This window comes from Flammeovirgaceae bacterium (assembly GCA_015180985.1).
Classification (GTDB): domain Bacteria; phylum Bacteroidota; class Bacteroidia; order Cytophagales; family Cyclobacteriaceae; genus UBA2336.
This window is the reverse complement of record CP054185.1, coordinates 2,811,980-2,834,265: the sequence shown is the minus strand read 5'-3', so window position 1 is coordinate 2,834,265 and position 22,286 is coordinate 2,811,980. Positions and strand designations below refer to the sequence as shown.

The 22,286-nt window shown below is 45.2% G+C and carries 21 protein-coding genes; 3 read left to right on the top strand and 18 right to left on the bottom strand.

The window, feature by feature from the left end:
• Window positions 1-132: 132 nt before the first annotated feature.
• The 3 genes from HRU69_13025 to HRU69_13015 form a co-directional block, all read right to left on the bottom strand.
• On the bottom strand, window positions 133-426 hold the full coding sequence (locus tag HRU69_13025; GenBank protein ID QOI98356.1) for a hypothetical protein: 294 nt from the start codon (window positions 424-426) through the stop codon (window positions 133-135).
• A gap of 95 nt (window positions 427-521) precedes the next feature.
• A complete protein-coding gene (locus tag HRU69_13020; protein ID QOI98355.1) occupies window positions 522-1,046 on the bottom strand; it encodes an acyl-CoA thioesterase in 525 nt (174 codons plus the stop codon).
• A 15-nt stretch (window positions 1,047-1,061) separates the two neighbouring features.
• The gene (locus HRU69_13015) at window positions 1,062-1,712 is read right to left on the bottom strand and encodes a protein-L-isoaspartate(D-aspartate) O-methyltransferase (GenBank protein ID QOI98929.1); all 651 of its coding nucleotides are present in this window, start codon (window positions 1,710-1,712) and stop codon (window positions 1,062-1,064) included.
• Window positions 1,713-2,286: 574 nt separating this feature from the next.
• Between HRU69_13015 and HRU69_13010 the strand changes: the two genes are divergently transcribed.
• Window positions 2,287-2,664, top strand: coding sequence for a cation transporter (locus HRU69_13010; GenBank protein QOI98354.1), 378 nt, complete (start codon window positions 2,287-2,289; stop codon window positions 2,662-2,664).
• Between the two features lie 11 nt (window positions 2,665-2,675).
• Entirely contained in the window at window positions 2,676-4,943 is a 2,268-nt protein-coding gene (locus HRU69_13005) for a TonB-dependent receptor (protein QOI98353.1), read from the top strand.
• Between the two features lie 231 nt (window positions 4,944-5,174).
• Here HRU69_13005 and HRU69_13000 read toward each other — a convergent pair whose 3' ends face one another.
• The 10 genes from HRU69_13000 to HRU69_12955 all read right to left on the bottom strand — a co-directional run bounded on the left by HRU69_13000 (window position 5,175) and on the right by HRU69_12955 (window position 17,059).
• On the bottom strand, window positions 5,175-7,877 hold the full coding sequence (locus HRU69_13000) for a CHAT domain-containing protein (GenBank protein ID QOI98352.1): 2,703 nt from the start codon (window positions 7,875-7,877) through the stop codon (window positions 5,175-5,177).
• Window positions 7,877-8,830, bottom strand: coding sequence for a hypothetical protein (locus HRU69_12995; GenBank protein QOI98351.1), 954 nt, complete (start codon window positions 8,828-8,830; stop codon window positions 7,877-7,879). The genes HRU69_13000 and HRU69_12995 overlap by 1 nt, the downstream gene beginning before the upstream one ends.
• Window positions 8,831-8,930: 100 nt before the next feature.
• Complete coding sequence (locus HRU69_12990) at window positions 8,931-9,908, bottom strand: M23 family metallopeptidase (GenBank protein QOI98350.1); 978 nt, start codon at window positions 9,906-9,908, stop codon at window positions 8,931-8,933.
• Between the two features lie 11 nt (window positions 9,909-9,919).
• Window positions 9,920-10,450, bottom strand: coding sequence for a molybdopterin adenylyltransferase (gene mog / locus HRU69_12985; protein ID QOI98349.1), 531 nt, complete (start codon window positions 10,448-10,450; stop codon window positions 9,920-9,922).
• Window positions 10,447-11,490 carry a rhodanese-related sulfurtransferase gene (locus tag HRU69_12980; GenBank protein ID QOI98348.1) on the bottom strand — a complete coding sequence of 348 codons (1,044 nt, stop codon included), beginning with the start codon at window positions 11,488-11,490 and terminating at the stop codon, window positions 10,447-10,449. Before HRU69_12980 ends, mog begins: the two co-directional genes overlap by 4 nt.
• 70 nt (window positions 11,491-11,560) lie before the next feature.
• Window positions 11,561-12,178, bottom strand: a complete 618-nt coding sequence (locus HRU69_12975; protein ID QOI98347.1) for a hypothetical protein — start codon at window positions 12,176-12,178, stop codon at window positions 11,561-11,563.
• A gap of 5 nt (window positions 12,179-12,183) precedes the next feature.
• Window positions 12,184-13,191 carry an amidohydrolase gene (locus HRU69_12970; GenBank protein QOI98346.1) on the bottom strand — a complete coding sequence of 336 codons (1,008 nt, stop codon included), beginning with the start codon at window positions 13,189-13,191 and terminating at the stop codon, window positions 12,184-12,186.
• Window positions 13,192-13,254: 63 nt separating this feature from the next.
• On the bottom strand, window positions 13,255-14,661 hold the full coding sequence (locus HRU69_12965; GenBank protein QOI98345.1) for a Gfo/Idh/MocA family oxidoreductase: 1,407 nt from the start codon (window positions 14,659-14,661) through the stop codon (window positions 13,255-13,257).
• A gap of 5 nt (window positions 14,662-14,666) precedes the next feature.
• Entirely contained in the window at window positions 14,667-15,323 is a 657-nt protein-coding gene (locus tag HRU69_12960) for a gluconate 2-dehydrogenase subunit 3 family protein (GenBank protein QOI98344.1), read from the bottom strand.
• Complete coding sequence (locus HRU69_12955; protein ID QOI98343.1) at window positions 15,320-17,059, bottom strand: GMC family oxidoreductase; 1,740 nt, start codon at window positions 17,057-17,059, stop codon at window positions 15,320-15,322. Before HRU69_12955 ends, HRU69_12960 begins: the two co-directional genes overlap by 4 nt.
• A gap of 78 nt (window positions 17,060-17,137) precedes the next feature.
• On the opposite strand from HRU69_12955, the gene HRU69_12950 reads away from it, so the two are divergent.
• Complete coding sequence (locus HRU69_12950) at window positions 17,138-18,532, top strand: alpha-L-fucosidase (protein QOI98342.1); 1,395 nt, start codon at window positions 17,138-17,140, stop codon at window positions 18,530-18,532.
• A 28-nt stretch (window positions 18,533-18,560) separates the two neighbouring features.
• On the opposite strand, the gene HRU69_12945 is transcribed toward HRU69_12950, so the two are convergent.
• From HRU69_12945 to HRU69_12925, 5 genes are all read right to left on the bottom strand, one after another.
• Window positions 18,561-19,085: a hypothetical protein gene (locus HRU69_12945; GenBank protein ID QOI98341.1), complete on the bottom strand. Its 525-nt coding sequence runs from the start codon at window positions 19,083-19,085 to the stop codon at window positions 18,561-18,563.
• Window positions 19,086-19,198: 113 nt separating this feature from the next.
• Window positions 19,199-19,459, bottom strand: a complete 261-nt coding sequence (locus HRU69_12940; protein ID QOI98340.1) for a hypothetical protein — start codon at window positions 19,457-19,459, stop codon at window positions 19,199-19,201.
• 48 nt (window positions 19,460-19,507) lie between these two features.
• Window positions 19,508-19,741: a membrane protein insertion efficiency factor YidD gene (gene yidD, locus HRU69_12935; GenBank protein QOI98339.1), complete on the bottom strand. Its 234-nt coding sequence runs from the start codon at window positions 19,739-19,741 to the stop codon at window positions 19,508-19,510.
• Window positions 19,742-19,818: 77 nt separating this feature from the next.
• On the bottom strand, window positions 19,819-21,315 hold the full coding sequence (locus HRU69_12930; protein QOI98338.1) for a cysteine--tRNA ligase: 1,497 nt from the start codon (window positions 21,313-21,315) through the stop codon (window positions 19,819-19,821).
• 76 nt (window positions 21,316-21,391) lie between these two features.
• On the bottom strand, window positions 21,392-22,285 hold the full coding sequence (locus HRU69_12925; GenBank protein ID QOI98337.1) for a DUF72 domain-containing protein: 894 nt from the start codon (window positions 22,283-22,285) through the stop codon (window positions 21,392-21,394).
• Between the last annotated feature and the right edge of the window lies 1 nt (window position 22,286).

The window sequence follows — 22,286 nt, the reverse complement described above, 5'->3', positions numbered from 1 at the left end:
TACAGGTTATTGATTAAGAGTTTCAAGGTCAATCGGGTAATTATACGTTAAGCCGAGACCCCTTAAAAAAACTGCGCAAAGATAGAAGAACTGACCTATTCGGCAAAAAGGCCAACAGGTCAAGAACTATGGTCAGCGAGGATATCGTTTTTTAAGGGCGGCCCATAATTTTTCTTTCCGTTCCTGGTTCATTTCGGCTGGTCTATCCGCCAGAATTAACTCTGTGTTTTGATACTTTAAGGGTGAGTATTGGTCATTAATTTCCGGCAGGGGAACTCCAAAACTAATAATGAGGCTGGTTTGGTATTGATTCATTACGGATAGCGTAATAGTTGATTCGGTAACTACATTGATTTTTGTAACTGAAAAGTGTTGTTTAAGTGCATCAACAAACCTTGTTATCAGATCTTTTTCTGATACTGCCATGTTGGACCAATTCTCAGGGATTACAACCAACGTTTGGTTTGCGATGCAGTAAAGATCTTCGGAATAGATTTCAGCGGCAACGTCAAGCACACCGTTCATTGCTTTATGTCAAAGATAGATTTTAGTTCGTGAGCATCCTGCGGTTTCATGCGGCCGGCCAGAATCAGGCGCAACTGCCTTCTGCGAAGTGCGCCATTGTAATATTCTTTTTCTTCGTCAGTTTCAGGTTCAATTTCAGGCACGTCAATGGGTCTTCCGCTCTGGTCAACAGCAACGAACGTAAAGTAAGCACTGTTGCTTTCAATTTTTTTTCCCGAAGGGATGTCTTCGGCTTCCACATCAATACGCACTTCCATTGATGAATTAAACGAGCGGGTTACCCGTGCTTTCAGCGTAACCACATTACCCAATAGAATGGGATGCCTGAACGAAATATTATCAACAGAGGCAGTAACAACAATGCGGTTAGAATGCTTTTGGGCGGCAATGGCCGATACAATGTCCATCCAGTGCATCAGCCTTCCGCCCATCAGGTTGTTGAGCGTGTTGGTGTCGTTGGGCAAAACCAGTTCGGTCATACTCACAAATGATTCACGCGGATGCTTCTTTTTTCTTGGCATAATTGATTCATTTAACTACCTGGTCCAGCCTTTTTCGCCAAGCAGCGGCACAAAACTAAAGTAATCGAACTCTTCTTTTGTAAGCCGACCATTCTTTTTCCGTATTCGCACCATACGTTGTTTCTCGCGATTGCCAACCGGAATAACCAGCACGCCATTATCTGCCAATTGGCTGATAAGCGCCTCGGGTACTACCGGAGCACCGGCCGTTACTAAAATTTTATCGAAAGGTGCTTTCGCGGGTAAACCTTTTGAGCCATCACCCAAATAGAACCAGGGTTTATACCCGATGCGGGGTAAAAATGATTTTGCTTTATCGTACAGCTTTTTGTTGTATTCGATGGTATAAACCTGTGCACCCAGTTCAAGCAGGATGCAGGCCTGATAGCCCGACCCTGTACCTATTTCCAGCACCTTGTCGCCCGGCTTGATTTCCAGTTTCTCTGTCTGAAACGCTACCGTATAGGGCTGCGATATGGTTTGCCCTTCGCCAATCGGAAATGCCTTATCCTGATAAGCATGCTCCAGCAGGGCATTATCAAAAAATACGTGCCTGGGCACTTTGCCAATGGCCTGGAGTACATGGGGGTCGGAAATACCCTTTTTTTCAAGAATTTTAACCAGTTTTTTGCGCAGGCCCCGTTGCTTGTAATTATCCTCCAACATGCGGTATTCATGCAAAAAAGGGCATTTTTCGGGGCTAAACAAAGTTTCAGAAATTCTTTAGGAAAATTGAAACCTTACCGCGTACTTTAGGGTTCTCTCATGCACAGTGAATAAGCTTTTTGCCATAGCGTTCACGTGTATTTACCTGCTCCTGTCAGTAGGCGTGGTTAAAACCACTCACTACTGCATGGGGCGGGCAAAATCCGCTGAACTTTTCAGTTTTGAGGCTAAAAAATGCGCCTGCAGTCTGTTTTCACCCGAAAACTCCTGTTGCGATGATAACCACGAAATCTTTAGGCTAAGTGAAAATCAGGTTTTTACATCGCATTTAGCTCATGTTGCACCGGAATTATACCTCCTTGCTGAGCTAAGAGTTCCTGAAGAAATAATAATTAAACCCGCTAAGGCAAGTGTTAATAATTGCTTTAGCGATTACTCACCCCCTCCAAAACCACTTTATAAGGTTAATTGCTCCTTAGTTTTTTATGATGAACCGTGTGCGGCCAGGGCTTAGGTAGCCTCTTAGGTTTTACGGAAGCTATTCGTTTTTACTCATTTTTAACTTTTATTCATCATGAAATCAAATCTTATTTATATCCTTTTACTGTCCTTAGTCACAATTTCTTCCTTTGGTCAGTCGAAATCAAAAGTAGTTACAGCTACAATTAAAGTTTACGGCAACTGCGGCATGTGTAAGGAGCGCATTGAAGGTGTGCTTGACCACAATGGAATAAAGAAAGCCACCTGGGACGTTGCCACTAAAAATCTGCATGTGGTTTATGTTCCCTCTAAAGTCACTGAGCAAAAAATCTGCGAACTGGTTGCTTCAGTCGGGCATGATACAGACACGGTTAAGGCAAAAGATGAAGTGTATGCCGAACTTCCCTTTTGTTGTTTATACAGAGATCACGACCACTCCGGCATACAGGATGGTAAGAAAAGCGATCATTAACAGCTTTACCTATGAGTAAGTTTTTGATCACCATCCTGTTGATGGCCTGTCAATACGCGTACGGCCAGAAACTAATGGGACTGGTTGTAGAGAAGAATACGCAAGGGGCTGATGAGCCCTTGGCCGGAGCCAGTGTGTTTTGGCTCGGCACCACTATCGGAACAACTACGGGTGCCAACGGCATATTTATGATTGAACGTGTGGGTAATCATCAAAAGTTAGTGGTGAGTTATGTGGGCTTTAAATCCGATACGGTTGATGTAACCAATCAAACCAGCGTGAAGATTTACCTTGTTTCTGAACAGGTGCTTGAGGAGATTACGGTTCAAGGATGGCGGCCCGCCAGCGGATTGGATCAGGCCAGAAATATCAATACGGTAATCATGTCGGAAAAAGAGTTGTTCAAAGCAGCCTGTTGTAACCTGTCTGAAAGCTTTGAAACCAATCCCTCGGTGGATGTGGCCTTTACCGATGCCATTACCGGAACTCGACAGATTCAGATGCTCGGTCTTGCCGGTCCTAATACGCTGATCTCTATTGAAAATATGCCGGGGGTTCGCGGGCTTGCTGCCAGCCAGGGCATTCAGTTCATTCCCGGCACCTGGATAAATTCCATTCAGGTAACAAAAGGCGTGGGTTCGGTGGTTAATGGCTATGAAAGCATTGCCGGCCAGATAAACGTTGAGTTAAAAAAGCCCGAAGAAAGCGAAAAGTTTTACCTCAACGGGTATGTTAACCAGGCCGCACGTGCCGAGTTGAACCTGAATTACACCGTACACACAGGGCCAAAATGGGCAACTACTTTTTTGATTCATGGCAGTGCAAGGCCTATGGAGATGGACAGTAATGAGGACTCCTTCCTTGATTTTCCCGTAGGAAGCCAGCTTAACTTTATAAACCGGTGGGTGTATAACAATGGCAAAGGCCTGCTTGGACAAATTGGGATTAAGCTGCTTGGGGATAATAAACTGGGAGGCCAAACCGGCTTTCACCCACCTCACGATAAGTTTACTACCAACCGGTATGGCTTTGAAATAAACACAAAACGATACGAGTTGTGGGGTAAGTTAGGATATCAGTTTCCGGGCAAGCCCTATAAAAGTATCGGTCTGCAGGTTAGCGGAACAGCCCATGATCATGAAAGTTATTATGGCTTTACCGAGCATTTTGCAAACCAAAATTCATTCTATGCTAACCTAATCTATCAGTCCATCGTAAGTAATACCGCGCATAAGTTTAAAGCGGGTTTAAGTTTCTTGTATGATGATGTAGAGGAGAATCTGGCTAACCCGATAGTTGGTGTTAATTACGATGGATTGCCGGCTCCGGGTATGGCTTTTAAAAGAGCCGAAATTGTACCGGGGGCATTTGCCGAATACAATTACGACAATCAGAATAAGTTTTCGCTGATTGCCGGTGTGCGGGTTGACCAGCACAATTTGTTTGGAACCTTTTTTACACCACGCCTGCATATACGGTACAACTTAACCGATTTAACAACGCTGAGAGCATCGGCAGGCAAAGGAATACGGGTGGCCAATATTCTGGCAGAAAATACCGGCATCATGGTTTCTTCCCGTCAATTTGTATTTACCGGCTTGCAAAGCGCGTACGGATATGGTTTTAAACCCGATGAGGCCTGGAATTACGGGGTGAACCTGTCGCAGGATTTTACCATTGATTACCGGAGCGGATCGCTTACGGTGGATTATTTCTTTACCGATTTTCAGAATCAGGTGGTATTGGATTACGACTTCTCGGCAAGACAAGCACGTTTTTTTGGCCTTACCGGCAGGTCATTTTCACACAGTATGCAGGTGCAGGTTGATTACGAATTAATCAGGCGGTTCGATTTACGCCTGGCTTACCGGTGGCTGGATGTTCAGACGGATTATACTGAGGCGCGGCTGGCCCGCCCGCTGATTTCAAAGCATCGCGCGTTTATTAATCTGGCGTATGAAACCAAAAGTAAATGGAAGTTTGATTATACTGTACAATGGCTTGGCCCGCAGCGTATTCCGGATACGTCCGAGAACCCGTCCGAGTACCAGCTCAGTAGTTATTCAACTGATTATTTTTTGATGAATGCACAGGTAACTAAAGATTTCAACGATCGCTGGAGTGTTTACCTTGGTGTTGAGAACCTTAATAACTTTACACTGGCAAACCCGATTGTTGCGGCCGACCAGCCTTTTAGTCCGTACTTTGATTCATCAATGGTTTGGGGACCGATATTCGGACGCATGGCCTATGCCGGCTTTCGTTACCGGATAAAATGATAGCTTATCCCGCAGGCGATGCAGATTATCCGATTATTTGTCCAAGTCTGCGGGATAACCAGCAGCCATCTCAAAATCAGGCTAACCACAAAGTAGCACAGATATGGCATAAAAGTCACAAAGAAAGTGGTTAGTATAAATGTAATTCTCTGTGTTCTTTGAGTGCACTTAGTGACCTTTGTGGTTATGTTTATTTTTGAGATGGCTTATGCTTTAATTTGTTCTCCTTTGTCAGAAGCCAATAAGAACAAAGGGTGCCCAGTAATACGGTGCTGAATAGTGGCTGCTTAGCAAATTAAGTTTTGCCTGGCGCAAAGTTGAACTAAACGGTAGAGAAGGATTTTCCAACAGCAACTTATAAAAATCAGTCATAAGTTGGGCGGTTGATTCATCAGAAACACTCCAGAATGTAACAATAATATTTTTTGCACCGGCATAAACCAATGCGCGCGATAAACCAATTACCCCTTCGCCTTTTGATATTTTGCCCAGCCCGGTTTGGCAAGCCGATAGCGTAACCAGGCTGGCGTTTAACTGCAGGTTATAAATTTCGCCAGAGAACAGGTTGCCATCTTCTGCTTCCGAATCGTTTTGAAGAAATATCCGCGATAGCTCCGGGTTGTTTTCATCCACAATGCCGTGGGTTGCAAAATGCAGCAGATTATAATTTTTAAGTGCTTTGGTTTTTATTGCCGATTCACTGGCCAGGTGATTGGTGAGTAATTCGCAGGAAATTTTTTTAGTTGCGAACAGTTCATTTAGGGTATTTACTTCTGCGGCCGTGCCTGGCAAATCGCTTAAGTTGTCTTTTTCAGGAAAAGTAACCGGGGCGCACAACATGGCCGATTGTATCGGCCCGGGCTTGTCCGATTTTCGTTGTAACATCAGGCCGGTAGAGAATTCATAACGCGTACTGAATTTTTTTACCAGGTAAGGCAGTACCGGATAGGGTTCATCTTCGTTTTTCACTTTCTGTGTTAGTAATGCTTCGAAAGGAATTACACCCATACGGCCGGCCGGAAGTATAATCAGATCGTTTATGTGGCGCGGAAGCCCGGGAATAAGTGTTCGATGAAGCGCGGTAGCCGTTTCGATAAACGAATGTTGATCGCGAAAAAAAATACTGTTACGGTAACCTGTTAAATTTTTGTTATAGGCTGCCGGCAGCGGTTTACTTACAATTCGGAACGACTTTTTAGTGATAACATACGTGTAAAGCCTTGCCCTGCCGTTGTAATCATCAATAAAGTAACTAAGAACAGCTGAATTACCCGGAAGGACAGCCTGTACCTGACTTATAGAAGGTGCGGTAGAATTATATTTCAGGTTAAAATACTCGGGGTATTGATTTTCCAGGTTTTTAATAAAGGCCTGGTAGCTTTGGTTGAGGTGAAAAGCTGTTTCGCGAAGGTATTTCTCTTCATCCTCCGATGGTTTTTGTGCCAGTTTTTGATTGACCAGGGCCAAAGCCGATTTAAGGCCGCGTTCTTCTTCCAGTAACTCTTCGGGAATTCCGGCAAACGACTTGGCATTTGTATCCGAAATGGCATCCAGTAAAACGGCTGCTTTACTTTTTTCGGCAAAATAAAAACTTAATTCACGGTAGTATGATCTTTTACGGAAGGCCACATCACTTAGTTCAAAGGCTATTCGTGCACCATCGGCATACACTTCATTGGCAATAGCACCCAGGGTAATTTTATCCGACTCTTTAATGGTTTGCTGGCGTAGCCGGTCAATAAGGGCATCGCAGTTTTGTAAGTGGGTAATGGCGTTGTTCAAATCGGTTTGTTTTAGAGTTTTGCCGAAATAACGACCTTCAAGCGCCTGTGCCTTATACATGATGGAGTACAGCAACTGGTTGCCGTTATAAAATGTGCTGCCATCCGGATTCTGGTTAACATCGGTACTTTCAAAAGTACTCACGTTGGCAATCAGCGCCTGCTGATAGCTCGCCAGGCCTTCGTTAAAGTTGCCTTGTGTAACCTTTATTTTGCCGATAAGATTATAGGTGGAGGCGATATCCGGATGTTTTCTTCCGTGAGTTTGCTGATAAATAGCCAGAGCTTTCGCGTAAAAGCTGAGGGCTGTGTTTAATTCGCCCATGCTGGCATAGGTTTGCCCCAGGTTCAGCAATACGAAAGCCTGTGAGGGGTGTGGGTTCACGTAAACGGTTTGCCATATCTTAAGGGCATCTTCAAATACAGTAATGGCATCACCATACAGTTTCAAAGACCGGTAGGCAAGGCCCATGTTGGTATTAACAATTGCTGTTTTCGGATGGGTGGCACCGTGCAGCCGGGTGTATAATTCAATCGCTTTGTCAAAATAGTCGAGTGCTTTGTCAACATCAGTCTGACTAAAGGCCATGCCCAGATCGTTGTACGATGCGGCAATCAGTTCATGTGATTCGGGCAACTTATCTAATCGGATGGTAAGTGCCATTTGTAATTGCTCTTCGGCCTGGGCGTACTTACCGGTGGCGGAGTACGCTTGCCCCAGGTATGCCATTGCCCGTGCCTGATAAAGCGGATCCCCGGTTTCATTAAGTGTGATTACGGCATTTTCAAGGAGCTCTAATGCCAAATCACTTCTTCCCTGGTTGAGGTAAAGAAATCCGCGGGTGGATTGAACGATAGCCCCGAGGGCATCGGGTTTATTGGATTTTTCGGCCTGGCTTTGTAGTTGGTCAAGCAGGGCTGTAGCCTGCTCATATCGGCCTAATTGAATAAGTGCTTCAGCCTTTTTATTACCGATAAGGATACTTATTTCGGAGGTACCGCCAGTAAACTTATCAGCAAAAGCAATGGCGTCTTCAAATTTTGAGTCATACAGTAATTCGTCAATTTGCTCTGAAGCGGATTGTGAATTTTGAGCCTGCAGCAAATTTACAACGAACAGGAGAAGCCCAGGAAGTAAGCTGCTGCGTGCCATCAGAATCGGTAAAAATAACTTAATGTGGTAACCATGTTTCGGGTCAGGCCGTCCGGGTTCACATCGCGCTGGGTGATTTTATGACCTACTAAAAGCCGTACACCGGTTTTTACATTAAAACTGTAGCCGGCTGTTACAATTCCCGACAGGGCCATGCCGGTGGTGCCATCGGGTTTTATGCGTGTACCGGATGCCGGGGGGTCTTCAATTTCGTCTCGGGTAATTCTGAATATAGGAAGCAAGCCTGCTGTGAAATTAAATCGTGAGAAGCGGAAGTTGCGTTCAATACGCAGCATAACATCTGTTCCTCTTTTAAGTTTATAGGCTTTGTCGTATTTATGAACATAGTCCACACCTTCACCATTTTTATAAACCGGATCCCAATCGGCCCACTGAAACCTATTTCCATTTTTGTTAAACGGATGTTGAATGCCCGTAGCAAACAGCCATTTACGGCTAACCAACGAAATACCGGCAATGGCATCGTAGGTGCCTAAACTGGTTTGGTAGTACATCGGTAAGGGCAGGTTAAATTTATCGTCTTTCAGGTTGGAATTATTGGATGGTATTTTGCCACCTACCGTAAAACTGATATCGAATTGTTCGGAAGAAAACAGGTTACGGGTTATGCAATACGAAATATCCCCAAGCCCTGCGGTGTTTCCGAAATTCCCGGTAACAGCCTGGTATGGAAGTTTTATCTGAAAAAAGGTTTTGCTGTCAATAATGTTGAAACTCATGTCCAGGTTGGCTACATATACGATGGGTGAAAGGGTGGTGGTGCCCCGGTAAAAACTTACCTCCATGGAACGCAACTTTACAGGTATTTTCTTATTAAACGGCTGGTCGGGTTTCATGGCTCCCATGGTGCAAAATCCGGCATCACTGCAGCCCTGTGTAAGTGCAATACGTAAAGTACTAACCATTATGGAAAACAAAAGTGCGAATCGCATTGCCGGCAGGATATAGCTTTAAAATATGAAATTACTAAATCCACGTTAATAAAAAAGCCTGCAACCGGGCAGGCTTTCTTATAAAAACTTTGATGCTGAATTACATTCCCAGTGACTGATTTTCAATGGAGGCCAGTTCGATGATTTTTTCGTATTCCGAAGGCGACAGATCGTTGTAGAAATAATGTACCGGGTTAATCAGCACACCATTCAGCAATACCTCATAATGCAGGTGCGGAGCAGTTGAAAGCCCTGTATTGCCTACGTAGCCAATTAAATCTCCGCGTTTAACTTTCTGGCCTTTGCGCACGGCAAAATCGTGCATGTGGGCGTACCGGGTCTGGTAGCCAAAGCCATGATCGATGGTAATCATTTTACCATAGCCGCTAAAGCGAATGTCCACTTCTTCCACAACGCCATCGGCTGTAGCATAGATGGGTGTTCCAATGGGCGCGGCAAAATCAATACCGGTATGCATTTTCTTTACTTTGTACACCGGGTGTATGCGCATACCAAAACCTGAAGCCAGCGCGATGAGTTGTTTGTTGGCGATAGGTTGAATGGCGGGGGTAGCAGCAAATTGTTTTTCTTTATTTTCGGCCAGTTCAACAACTTCATCTTGTGATTTTGATTCGATGTACACTTTTCTGCGCAGTAAATCTACGCGCTTACTTAATTCAAGAATAAGATCTTTATGTTCGATCGGTTTGTTAAGGATATCGCTGTACCGTTCAACACCGCCCACACCGGCATTTCGTATTGATTTATCGATAGGTTCGGAGCCTAATACCACGCGGTAAATGTTGTCATCGCGATGCTCCAGTCCCTGTACGGTTTTTTCAAGTTCGTCAACCTGCCTTTTTAAGCTGGCATAATAGTACTCAAGTTCTTTTACTTCGTTTTTCAGGAAGAGTTCTTTGGGTGATTCGAAGTACGTACTGAACATCAGGTATATACCGCTGGCCAGCAACAAGGTAAGGAAGAATAGGCCTAACCCGTTCAGTACGATGTCGCTGGTTTTGGTACGAACTCTCTCGTACTTACAGGTTTCGGTATCGTAGTAGTATTTAATTTTCATAAAGCCTGCAATTATACGGAATGCGGCCTGAATGGCTTAACAACCTCCTCATTGCATTCGATGAACGGTCCTTCCAGCAGGTCAATGCAATAAGGGACCGCTGGGAAAACAGCATTCAGGCACTGCCGGATGGCTTTTGGCTTTCCCGGCAGGTTCAAAATTAGTGATTTTCCACGAATTCCGGCTGTTTGCCTGGAGAGGATGGCTGTGGGCACATATTTCAGGCTTTCTGTGCGCATCAGTTCGCCAAATCCGGGCAGCATTTTTTCACAGACATTTTCAGTGGCTTCGGGGGTCACATCGCGTTTGGCGGGGCCTGTTCCTCCGCAGGTTATTATGAGGCAGCATTGCTTTTTATCAGCCATCTCAATCAGGCATTGCTCAATCAGGTGTTGTTCATCCGGGATAACGGCATACTCTTTTTCCCAAGGGCTTTTTATGTATTCTGTTAATGTCGCAACAATTTCCTTCCCGGGAATATCCTCATAGATGCCCTGGCTGGCCCTGTCGGACACGTTGATGATGCCGATGCGAATGGTCATAAAACCGAATCTGATTTTTTAAGGAGGTGTTGCGGCCGGCCTTTCTTAAATACCTGGCGTCCTTTATTGATGCCTCTTCGTATTTCTTTTTGCTTTTCATTGGGCAACCTGATGATGGATTTGCATTCTTCGGAGCAGCATCCATCAAACTTCTCAGCGCAAGTTTTACATTGGATGAACAGCAAATGACAGCCATCGTTTTTGCAGTTGGTGTGGTCATCGCATGGGGTACCGCACTGGTGGCATGAACTGATTATGTCATCAGTTATTCTTTCGCCTAGGCGCTCATCAAACACAAAGTTTTTCCCTATGAATTTGTTTTCAAGTCCGTGCGCCTTTACCTGACGCGCATATTCAATGATGCCGCCATCCAGTTGGAAAACGTTTTTGAATCCTTTGTGCTTCATCCAGGCGCTGGCCTTTTCGCAGCGGATACCGCCTGTGCAGTACATCAGCAGATTTTTATCCTTATGCTGTGCCATCAAATCTTCGGCTACCTGCAATTCTTCCCGAAAGGTATCGACATCGGGGCAGATGGCGTTTTTAAAATGACCTACCTCACTTTCGTAATGGTTGCGCATGTCGATGATAATCGTGTTCGGATCATCAGCCAATTTATTAAACTCAGCCGCAGAAACATGTTTACCACAGTTGGTTACATCAAAGGAGGAGTCGTCCAGTCCATCGGCAACAATTTTTTTTCTGACTAAAATTTTCAGTTTAAAAAATGATTTTCCGTTGTCATCCACAGCAATATTTAATCGTGTCCCATTCAAAAATGAAATGGAGTAGAGGGCTTCGCGGAAGGTGTTTAGGTTGTTGGCAGGTACACTGATTTGGGCGTTAATTCCTTCGGGTGCCACATAAATGCGACCCAGTACACCCATGTTGCTAAACATTTTATACAGGTCATCGCGAAAAACTTTGGGATCGGCCAGGTGATGATACTTGTAAAACGACAGCGTAGTGCGGTCAATTCGGGGTGCTGAGTGAAGCTGCTCCTTGAGCAACCTTCCCTCAATTCGGTTATACAAAGTCATTAGTGTTTTTTGCAGGAAAACCTAACGGGCACAAAGATACGATTTCTTGACTGAGTGATGAAACGAAAGATTAGCGTGGCTCCAGTTGTCCTTTAATGAGCAAGTTATACTCTGCGCAAGTCAGAAATCCATGCTTGTCGCAATACGGGCACGTTTTGTATTGATTTTCGAAAGCGCCCTTGCGAATAAGTACGGTAGTACCTTTGCAAACCGGACAGGTAACTTTGCCTGCCGGGCCACAGTCAATTTCATATTCAGATGACAGAATTTCTTTTACTTTAGCGGTATTCCTGGTTTGCTCTTTTACAATTTCGGTTTCAGCTTTCTTAAGTAAATTCACGGCCTCGGTATAAAATTGGCCGGTTACCCCTTTTAATTGAATGTACTTGTTCAGCCAGTCAATACTTTGTTTAAACTTGTTGAGGTAGAACGAATTTTTACCAAAGTAAAAGGTCAGGTCTGAGGGGATGCTTTTTATGTTGTTTAGCACATAAATCAGTTTTTGATCGGCAACTTCGTATCGTCCTTCCTCCATCATCACAACAGCCGAATCCATCACCCGAAGTAAATCGGCACGTTTGCGTTGCTCCAGTTGAATGCGGTATTCTTCGGCTGCACTACGGTCTTGTGCCGGTGCATCAGAAAATAATAAAGCAACGATAAAAACCAATGTGTAACGTACAGTCATAGTCATCAGGTAAATCGGTCTTTAGTTATCCCTAACCAGCTTAACGGGGCATTGCAAAAAATATCTTCCTTAACCGACTTATCGATGTTCATTTCTTCAATAAACCGGCCAATTTCCAGGTCGCCAAGCGGGAAGGGGTAATCCGAGCCCAATGTAATGTGTTTTGAGCCTTGCAATTTTAATACATATTCAAGCATCATGGCATCGTGCGTAATGCAATCAACCCAGAATTTACCTAAATAATTTCGCGGGTTAACCGGATTATCAATAGCCACCAGATCGGGGCGGCAGATAAAGCCGTGTTCAATCCGTCCGATGGTTCCCAAAAAAGATCCTCCTGCATGTGCAAAGTTTACCCTGAGTTTTGGTAACCTTTCAAAGATTCCTCCGAAGATCATGGAACAGATTGCCCGGGAAGTTTCGGCCGGCATGCCCACCAGCCAGGGCAGCCAATAGCGTTGCATACTTTTCATGCCCATCATATTCCAGGGGTGCACCAGCACGGCCATGCTTAGTTTTTCGCATGCTTCGAAAACAGGGAAGAAGCGATCCTCGTTCAGGTTCAGGTCGTTGATGTTTGAGCCGATCTGAATTCCGAGTAATCCGATTTTTTTACAACGTTCAAGTTCCTGAATAGCCAGTTCGGTGTCTTGCATGGGTATAGTACCCAGGCCTACATAATGCTTTGGATATTTTTCAGTAAGGTCAGCGATCTGGTCATTTAAGAACTTCGATACGTCCAGGCAATCCATCGGCTTGGCCCAGTACGAAAACATAACAGGTATTGTGCACACTACCTGGACCTGCGTATTGAATTGGGCATACTCATCAATTCTTAATTTCGGGTTCCAGGCATTTTCTTTTATCTCGCGGAAGAACTGGTTGCCCCGCATCATTTTGGCAAAGCCTTTTTTATGATGCTGTAAGTAGATGAAATCGCCATACCCGAATTTCTCAGCCCAGTTGGGCAGCTTTTTAGGGATGATGTGCGTATGGGTATCGATTTTGAGCATGGATTGACCGAACAATCCTGCAATATCGGAGATTTAGAAGATAATTCAGCGGTGACTAAAGGATTACAAACTCCACCCGTTGCGATACACTCTCTTAACAAAACTATTAGCTTCATCAAAGTTTGTAATCTTCATGCTCTTCCAGTCCCACAAAAGTTTTTTCCGTCCGGGGTAAGTATTCTGTCCCTTATCATTTTTAACCCGCAAACCATAACTGCGGATAGCCAGATTACCCATCAGAATGGCTTCGGTCATCGGGCCGGCAAAATCGAAAGGTGAGCTGAGTTCAGTTTTTCCATAGCCCTTCATGCAGGCATTAACCCATTGTACATAGTGACCTTCTTTAACGCGCGGAATGGATTCTTTAATGTTGAGGTCTTTCATTTTTGTTGTTGGCAAAAGCCGGGGATTTGCTCCATAGCAGTCGAACATAAGTTTGCCTTTGGTGCCCACCATTATCAGTCCGCCATCCCAGTTGCCCATCGGCTCATCGGGTAAGAGTTCTTCGGGTCGTTCGGGCAATACACCGCCATCCATCCAGGTTACTTTAATATCCGGCTTGCCATTTTTTCCGGGAAATTTCAGGTGAACGATAGAAGAGGGCGGACAACTGTCGGGGAAATAACCCTCCTGGAAAAATCCGGTCCATACCGTTCCGGTGCTGCACTCAACTTCTGAAGGATAATCAATCGGTAAAATTCTGAAGGCAGGATCCAGAATATGGCAGGCCATATCGCCCAATGCGCCCGTTCCAAAATTCCACCAGCCGCGCCAGTTAAACGGATGATAAGCGGGGTTATAGTCAATCGCATCAGCCGGGCCGAGCCACAGATCCCAATCCAGTTCGGCAGGTATTTGGTGATTACCTGATGGGGTGGGAATTCCCTGTGGCCAAACAGGCCGGTTCGTCCAGGCGTAAACGCGGGTAACATCACCAATCAAACCAGCCTGGTAAATTTCTTTTCCTTTACGAACGCCTTCTCCTGAGCCGCCCTGGTTACCCATTTGAGTGACTACTTTGTATTTTCCTGCTGCCTCGGCCAGTGTTCGTGCTTCGTGTATACTCCACGTGAGTGGTTTTTGAACGTACACGTGTTTACCGCGTTGCATGGCATTAAGGGCTGCAACGGCATGGGTATGGTCGGGTGTAGAGATGGTAACTGCATCAATGCCTTTTTCCTCTTTATCGAGCATAACACGGAAGTCCTTATAATACTTCGCTTGCGGAAAATTATCCTTTGATTTCACCGCCTGGCGGTCGTCCACATCGCAGAGAAAGACCACTTTTACGTTCGGGCTTTTAGCACATTCCGTCAGGTCGGAAGTACCCTTGCCGCCCACACCGATTCCGGCTAAATAGAGTGTATCGCTTGGCGGAATAAAACCATTACCACCCAGTACAAAACGAGGAACTATAGTAAAAGCTGCTGCTGCTCCCGCCTGTTGAATAAACTTTCTGCGTGATACCATAAATCTTATGAGTTAAATTTTACACTTTCGGTAAGTTCGCGATCCGAATAGTTAAGTCCGTACTGATCGAGTACCTCCTGTGGTACGCCATCCCATTGATTGGGCCGGTTGCCGGCATACCCCAAATCTTTCAATCCGATTTCGCTGGTAAAAAACCCGGTAGCGGTTAAATCGCGTAGCAAGTTGAAAAAAGTTACTCCTTGTTTCATTTCGGGTTTAGCGGTTGATGGGTAGGCAATGTCATCAATAATACCCAATTGATTCTGCGGTGAGCACTCAATAAAGTTTTTGTTGAATCGCTTTAAACACTGAACATCAAGCCACTTAAGTCCACCGCGAAGCGGCAGCTGATGGCGCGGCATATCCTTTACAATAAATTCAATGAAATCGTGAACGCCTGCATCGGTAGCGCTGCCACTGGTTTCATCTTTTGGTATGATGATATCGATTAATACTTTGATTGTATTCATTTCATGGTCATCAAAGAATTTGTCAGCTAACAGTTTTTCATCGCGCACCTGTTCAAAGGGATGCCTGTCAATTCCGGATGTTTTTACCGGAATTGATGCTGTTTCTTTTTTATCAGTGTCGCACGACTGCAGCAGCACACCGGATGATATGGCCGTTAAGGCTATTGCTTTGAGAGACTCTCTTCTCTTCATATGTTCTGTTGTTTAAACTGCTCAATAATATAATCAGATGCTCTCCAGGATAATGCGAGTATGGTCCATGTTGGATTTTTATCAGCCTGTGAAACAAACGGCCCGCCATCTACAACAAAAAGATTTTTACAATCGTGGGCCTGGTTAAATTTATTGACCACCGAACGTTTTGGATCATTCCCCATGCGTGTTGTTCCCACTTCGTGAATGATTCTTCCGGGTGTTTCCAGTCCGTAATTTGTTTCAGGGCCGGCAACTCCCCAGGTAATCACTGCGCCCATGTTGTGCATCAGTTCCTGAAAGGTTTCCTGCATGTGTTTGGCCTGTTTTATTTCGTGGTCACTCCATTTATAATGGAAGCGTAAAACAGGAATACCGTATTTATCGACTACACCATTCGGGTCAATTTCGCAATAGTTACTTTCCAGGGCGATTGCTTCACCCCGGCCGGCCATACCTACCGATGCGCCCCAGTAATAGCGGTAGTCATCTTTCAAAGATGTACCATAACCACCACCTGTTTTCTGGTTTCCGTTTCTATCGGGAAAGCGACCGTTCAATCCCTGAATACCAAAACCGAATCCGTAACCGGGCATGCCCATGCCGCCCCAGTATTCAATGTGGTATCCTCTTGGAAAATCCAGTTTCTTATTGTCTAACCACCAAGGTGTGTAGACGTGCATGCCGCCCACACCGTCTTCGTTGTATCGTTTGCGGCCAAATAGTTGCGGCAGCACACCGCCAATAGCTGCACCGGTTGAGTCATGCAAATATTTTCCAACCACATTGCTGGAGTTTGCCAGGCCGCTAGGATGTGCTTTTGATTTTGAATTCAGCAGCAACCGGGCCGACTCGCATGCGCTGGCGGCCAACACCACAACTTTTGCTTTTACCTGGTATTCCTGCAAATCATCTTTTGCTACGTATGAAACGCCAGTGGCTTTTCCGTTTTCATCGGTTAGTACTTCGCGCACCATGGCATTAACGATCACATCCAGGTTATTGGTTTTTGCAGCCGGTTTAATGAGGCAGGATGAGGATGAAAAATCACCATATACAGTGCAACCTCTGTTGCATTGTGCACAATAAAAGCATGCGCCACGGTCGTCATTAATTTTTTTGGTGAGAATCGATAGGCGTGAGGGAATAACCGGAATGTTCTGCTTTTTTGCGCCCTCTTTTATAATGAGTTCATGCAGCCTGGGCTTTGGTGGAGGAAGAAATTTTCCATCGGGCTCGTTAGGGATTCCTTCTTTGCTTCCGAATACTCCAATAAGTTCATCTACCTTATCATAATACGGGGCAACATCTTCATAACCGATTGGCCAGTCTTCACCCAGCCCATCATGACTTTTTCCTTTGAAATCTTTCGGGCCAAACCGAAGTGAAATTCTTCCCCAGTGGTTGGTTCTTCCGCCCAGCATGCGTGAACGAAACCAGTCGAATTGTGTTCCAGGCACCCGCGTGTACGGCTCACCTTCCATTTCCCAGCCACCGTAGGCAGCATCGAAATCACCAAACGGCCGGAAGGTGGTACCGGCACCTCTGCGCAGCGATTCCCAGGGCCATTTTAATTGGGTTACATTTTTTGCAGGATCGTACCAGGGCCCGGCTTCCAGTACACAAACTTTTAAACCGGCTTGTGTAAGCACATAGGCGGCCATGCCGCCTCCGGCACCAGACCCGACAATGCAGACATCGTACACGGTACTGTTCTCTTTAATCTGAAAAGGCATGAGAAGATTTTATGAGTTCGCTAAATGTAAAATTTTCTTTTAAGTTTAAAAACCGCTTTTTGCCTGATGGACTGTTTTATGAGACGTTTCTTCATTGCCACTTTATTACTCATGGCCGGTTGCTCACCACCTCAACTAAAACCGTTTGGAGCTGTGCCTTCTGTAAGCCAGTTAAACTGGCACGAACTTGAGTATTACATGTTTATTCATTTCGGGCCGAACACTTTTACCAATGTTGAATGGGGGCATGGCCATGAGGATCCGAAAGTTTTTAATCCTACCCAACTGGATTGCAGGCAGTGGGCAGCAACTGCAAAACTGGCCGGAATGAAAGGAATTATTATTACAGCCAAGCACCACGATGGATTTTGTTTGTGGCCGAGTAAATTCAGCACGCATACCGTTCGCGAAAGTTTATGGAAAAACGGAGAAGGCGATGTGTTGCGCGAGCTTTCGGATGCCTGCCGGGAGTATGGATTGAAGTTTGGGGTTTATCTTTCTCCGTGGGACCGCAATCATCCGGCTTACGGAACGCCTGAATACAACCAGGTTTTTGTGAATATGTTAGGAGAAGTGCTTACCAATTATGGTGAGGTTTTTGAACAATGGTTTGATGGTGCAAACGGGGAAGGGCCAAATGGTAAAAAGCAGGAATATGACTGGCCATTATTTAATGGTACAGTGTATAAACATCAACCGAATGCTATCATTTTCAGTGATGCAGGTCCGGGCTGCCGGTGGGTTGGCAATGAAAAGGGTTTTGCAGGGATCACCAACTGGAACACGCTGAATGTTGAAAAAGTCTATCCCGGTTACCCGGATTATCATGAGCTAACCGAAGGCCATGAAAATGGCACGCATTGGGTGCCTGCCGAATGTGATGTGTCGATACGCCCGGGTTGGTTTTACAGTCCGGATACGGACAGCAAAGTGAAATCATTGGAGGAGTTGGTTGATATTTACTACGGTTCGGTTGGCCGGGGGGCTAGCTTACTGTTGAATGTGCCGGTGGACAGGAGAGGGTTGATTCCGTATGCTGACTCGGTACGGCTGATGGAATTGGCTGAGGTGATCAATAAATCTTTTAAAGAAAATTTAGCAATAAAAGCCAACACGAGTGCATCCACTACTCTCGGAAATTATAGGGTGAGCAATTTAATTGATGAGAATGCCCGTTCGTACTGGGCGTCAGTTGATGTTTTATCTGAAATAGAACTTGAGTTTAAAGAGCCGGTAATGTTTAACAGGATTATTCTTCAGGAAGGCATTGAGTTTGGCCAACGGGTAAAGAAATTTGCCGTTGATGTTTTGAAAGATGGCCGTTATGAAGAGATTGATCGTCACACAACAATCGGCTATAAACGAATATTACAATTGAATAATACTTCTACATCTAAAATCAGGGTGAGAATACTCGAATCTAAATCACCTCCGGTGTTAGCCGAAGTAAAGCTGTATTACTTTAAGGACTGAATGCAGTTGGCACCCAGGTGTATCTTACCTATTTAAGGCCCAACATACATTTTGATCCATCCATAATCAATCGCTGCCATTTATTCCTTAGTTCTTTATCGCTAAGGCTCCTGGAACCACCGTGCAGATCCGGATACCGGAGGTCGGTTACTTTATAAGCCGCCATTTTTTGCAGGTGTTCCGGTGTAACTTCCATTTTCAGAAAATAGGTTGAATAAACAAGATTATCGGATTCAGACATGGTCATGCTGGCAACTGTAGATTTGCTATCGTTTATTGTCTTCAGTTCTATAACCTCTCCGTTTTCTAATTTGAGCAGAACCTCCGATCCTTTTGGTACGGTGTATTCAACGGCAATAAGTTCGGACGTTCTGAATTCCATTATGTTTACTTTGTTTCTGGATTCAAAAAAGATTGTGCGCATTCCACGGGGCCGCCATTCAAAAGTAGAAACTGACTCGTTGGTAAAGGCATCTACCCTCTTTTCACATCGTTGACCCAATACATTTTCAACGGTAAAAAAAATGACAATAAGTGATAGTAAGTACTTCATGTTCTGATTTCAGTTTGGTTACAGCTAAGATACTTTCTGTAACGCTTTTTTCCTAACTGAAATCAGCCGAATTCAAATATGGAATAAGGCTAAGTACTATTTGCTGGAGTCTTCTATTCTCCCTTTTTGCGTTTCACGCGCCTGTCGGTTCGTTTTTGTTTGCGGTCAATCCGGTCGCCCCGCCTTTCAACGCGGTTGTCAACACGTCCGTAACCATTGGGGTTGCGCTTCTCAATACGTTCCTGGCGATTTTGGTTTACGTTTTCACGCTTTTGCAAATTCTTCTGGCGTATGTTTTGGTCAGACTGAGCCATAGCAGTGTTGGCAGTGATTAGAAATAGTGCAAAAAGGCTGATTAAAATCCTGGCTTTCATTGTAGTTGTGTTTTAACGCTGTCTTTGATTGAACTCACCCGAAAAGGTTTAATCAGCGATGTGTTTTTTCTTTGGCACCGGATCATACCCACTTGTTCCCCACGGGTGGCATCGTGCTATACGCTTCATGCCCAGCCAAATACCTTTTAAAGCGCCCCATTCCTGTATGGCTTCGATGGTGTATTGCGAACAGGTAGGTGTATGCCGGCAATGCGCACCCAACAGGGGAGAAATGCTGAGCTGGTAAAAGCGGATGGGGAGGATGAGAATTTTTTTTAACATAGCTAAGCTACAAGCCTCAAGCTGTCAGCTTCGAGTCACAAGCTCGAGGCTTGTAGCTCGCAGCTAACAGCTTGCAGCTATTCAATCGTGTAACTGATTTCCCCATCTTTCCCATCCATTAACTGAACACCCAGGGCTTTCAAATCATCCCTGATTTTATCGGACAGAGCATAATTCCGGTCGGTGCGGGCTTTTTTGCGGAGTTCAATCATCACCCGGATAACACCATCCAGCAACTCCTGGTTCTGGCTGCCTTCTTCCTGCAAGCCCAATACGTCTTCCATAAACGTAATGTAACCCGACTTGAATTTTTGGAAGGTATCCGAATCAAGGTCGGTTAATTTGTAATTACCTGATTTAATGTCGTTGATTCGGGATGACATCTCAAACAATACAGCAAGCGTTTTTGCTGTATTGAAATCATCGCTCATGTTCTGGTAAGCTTCATCAATCAGCTTTAACAACTCTTCATTTTGTTTGCCTGACCCACCCGGGTGATCAATTTTTTTAATTGTACTCAGTGCGTTACTCAGTTTCTTGTATCCCTTCTCTGCGGCCTGCAGGGCTTCGTTCGAAAAATCAAGGGTGCTGGAGTAATGCGATTGCAACATAAAAAAACGTACAGCCATGGGACTGTAGGCTTTTGCCAGCAGGGGATGCGAGCCTGTGAATAATTCGCGCGGCAAAAACGAGTTGCCTTTCGACTTGCTCATCTTCTCACCGTTTACGGTAAGCATGTTGGCGTGCATCCAGTAGCGCACCGGTGCTTTTCCGTAAGCGCCTATACTTTGAGCGATCTCACATTCGTGGTGCGGAAATTTTAAATCCATTCCACCGCCATGAATATCAAATTGTTCACCCAGGTATTTTGTTCCCATGGCCGAGCACTCCAAATGCCAGCCGGGTATGCCTTCGCCCCAGGGTGAGGGCCAACGCTGGATGTGATTTGGCGATACGGCCTTCCAGATGGCAAAGTCAACGGCATGTCGTTTTTCATCCTGCCTGTCCAGTTCGCGTGTGCCTTCCAGTAGTTCATCAATATTGCGGCCGCTGAGTTCTCCGTACTTATACTTTTCCATGAACTTGCGCACATCGAAATACACCGAGCCGTTTACCGCGTAGGCATAGCCGTTTGCTAAAATTTTCTTCACCATCTCAATCTGCTCAACAATGTGCCCGGTTGCGGTGGGCTCAATAGAGGGCGGAAGGATGTTGAATATCCGGCATACTTCATGGAAACTGAAGGTGTACTTTTGAACAATTTCCATGGGCTCCAGTTGTTCAAGCTTGGCGCTTTCTTCAATGCGGTCAACCCCTTCACCGGCATCGTTGGTCAGGTGGCCGGCATCGGTAATGTTGCGCACGTAGCGGACTTTGTAGCCGATGTGTGTTAAGTAGCGGTACACCACATCAAAAGCTGTAAAGGTGCGCAGGTTGCCCAGGTGTACTTCATTATATACGGTAGGTCCGCAGGAGTACAGTCCAACAAAAGGCGATTTCAGCGGAATGAATACTTCTTTCTTGCCCGAAAGCGAATTGGTTATGGAAACCGGGTATTTTTCAAACAAAGTCATAATACAAAAGTCGGAGCGAAACTACTAAAAAGTGAATAGTTGATGGTTGTTGGTTGTTGGTTTTTCGTAATAAACTTTACTGGCTAACAAACTCCGGAACATGGATGGTTGTTCCCAGTTGTTCATTGATTTTCGGGATGAGGTACCGGCAAAGTTCGGGTGAGTGAAGTTCTTCATGCTGGTGCATAAAAAAGTACATGGATTCAATGCCTTGCTGAGCCCACGCTTTCATCCGGTTGATCCAGTCATCACAGCGCGTGTAGTCTGTGGGGTGGAGCCCATTACCGACAAAGCGGATAAATGCCGATGGTGTGGTAAGCCGCATGTGCAGGCAATCCCTGCGGCCGGAAGCATCGGTAATAATGGAGCCCGATTGGTTCCGTTCGAGCATGGTGAAAACAGCTTCAAACGCTTCCGGGTTGGCGAACCAGTCTTTATGACGCAACTCGGTATAGAGTTCAATGTCTTTGGGAAGGGACTGGATAAAAGTTTCAAGGACCTCCAGCGTTTTAGGTCCCATGCCCGGGTGCGGCATCAGGAAAACCGGGCCAAGATTTTTTTCAAAGCCGGAGATGCCGTCTAAAAAACGATCGGTTAGTTCATCAACATCTTTTAATCGTTTGATGTGCGTAATCTGGTCAACAAACTTGGGGCAAAACTTAAAATCATCGCCTACTTTGCTTTTCCACCCGCTGGTTTGCTTGCGTGTGGGCATGCGGTAAAAGGTGGCATTTAACTCAATGCAGTTGAATTGTCGCGCATAATGTTCAAGGAAATCACCAGCCTTTGTTCCCTTGGGATAAATTTTGCCAACCCAGTCGGGCCGGCCCCATTTGGCGCACCCGACAAAAACAGTGGACTTAGATTTTTTCTTCTGATTTTTAAGGATGGCTGTAGTTCCGGGATGATCGGGTGGGAGGGTGAAATCTGTTTTTTCTAACTCATCAGAAGAAACGCGGCCGAATTCCATT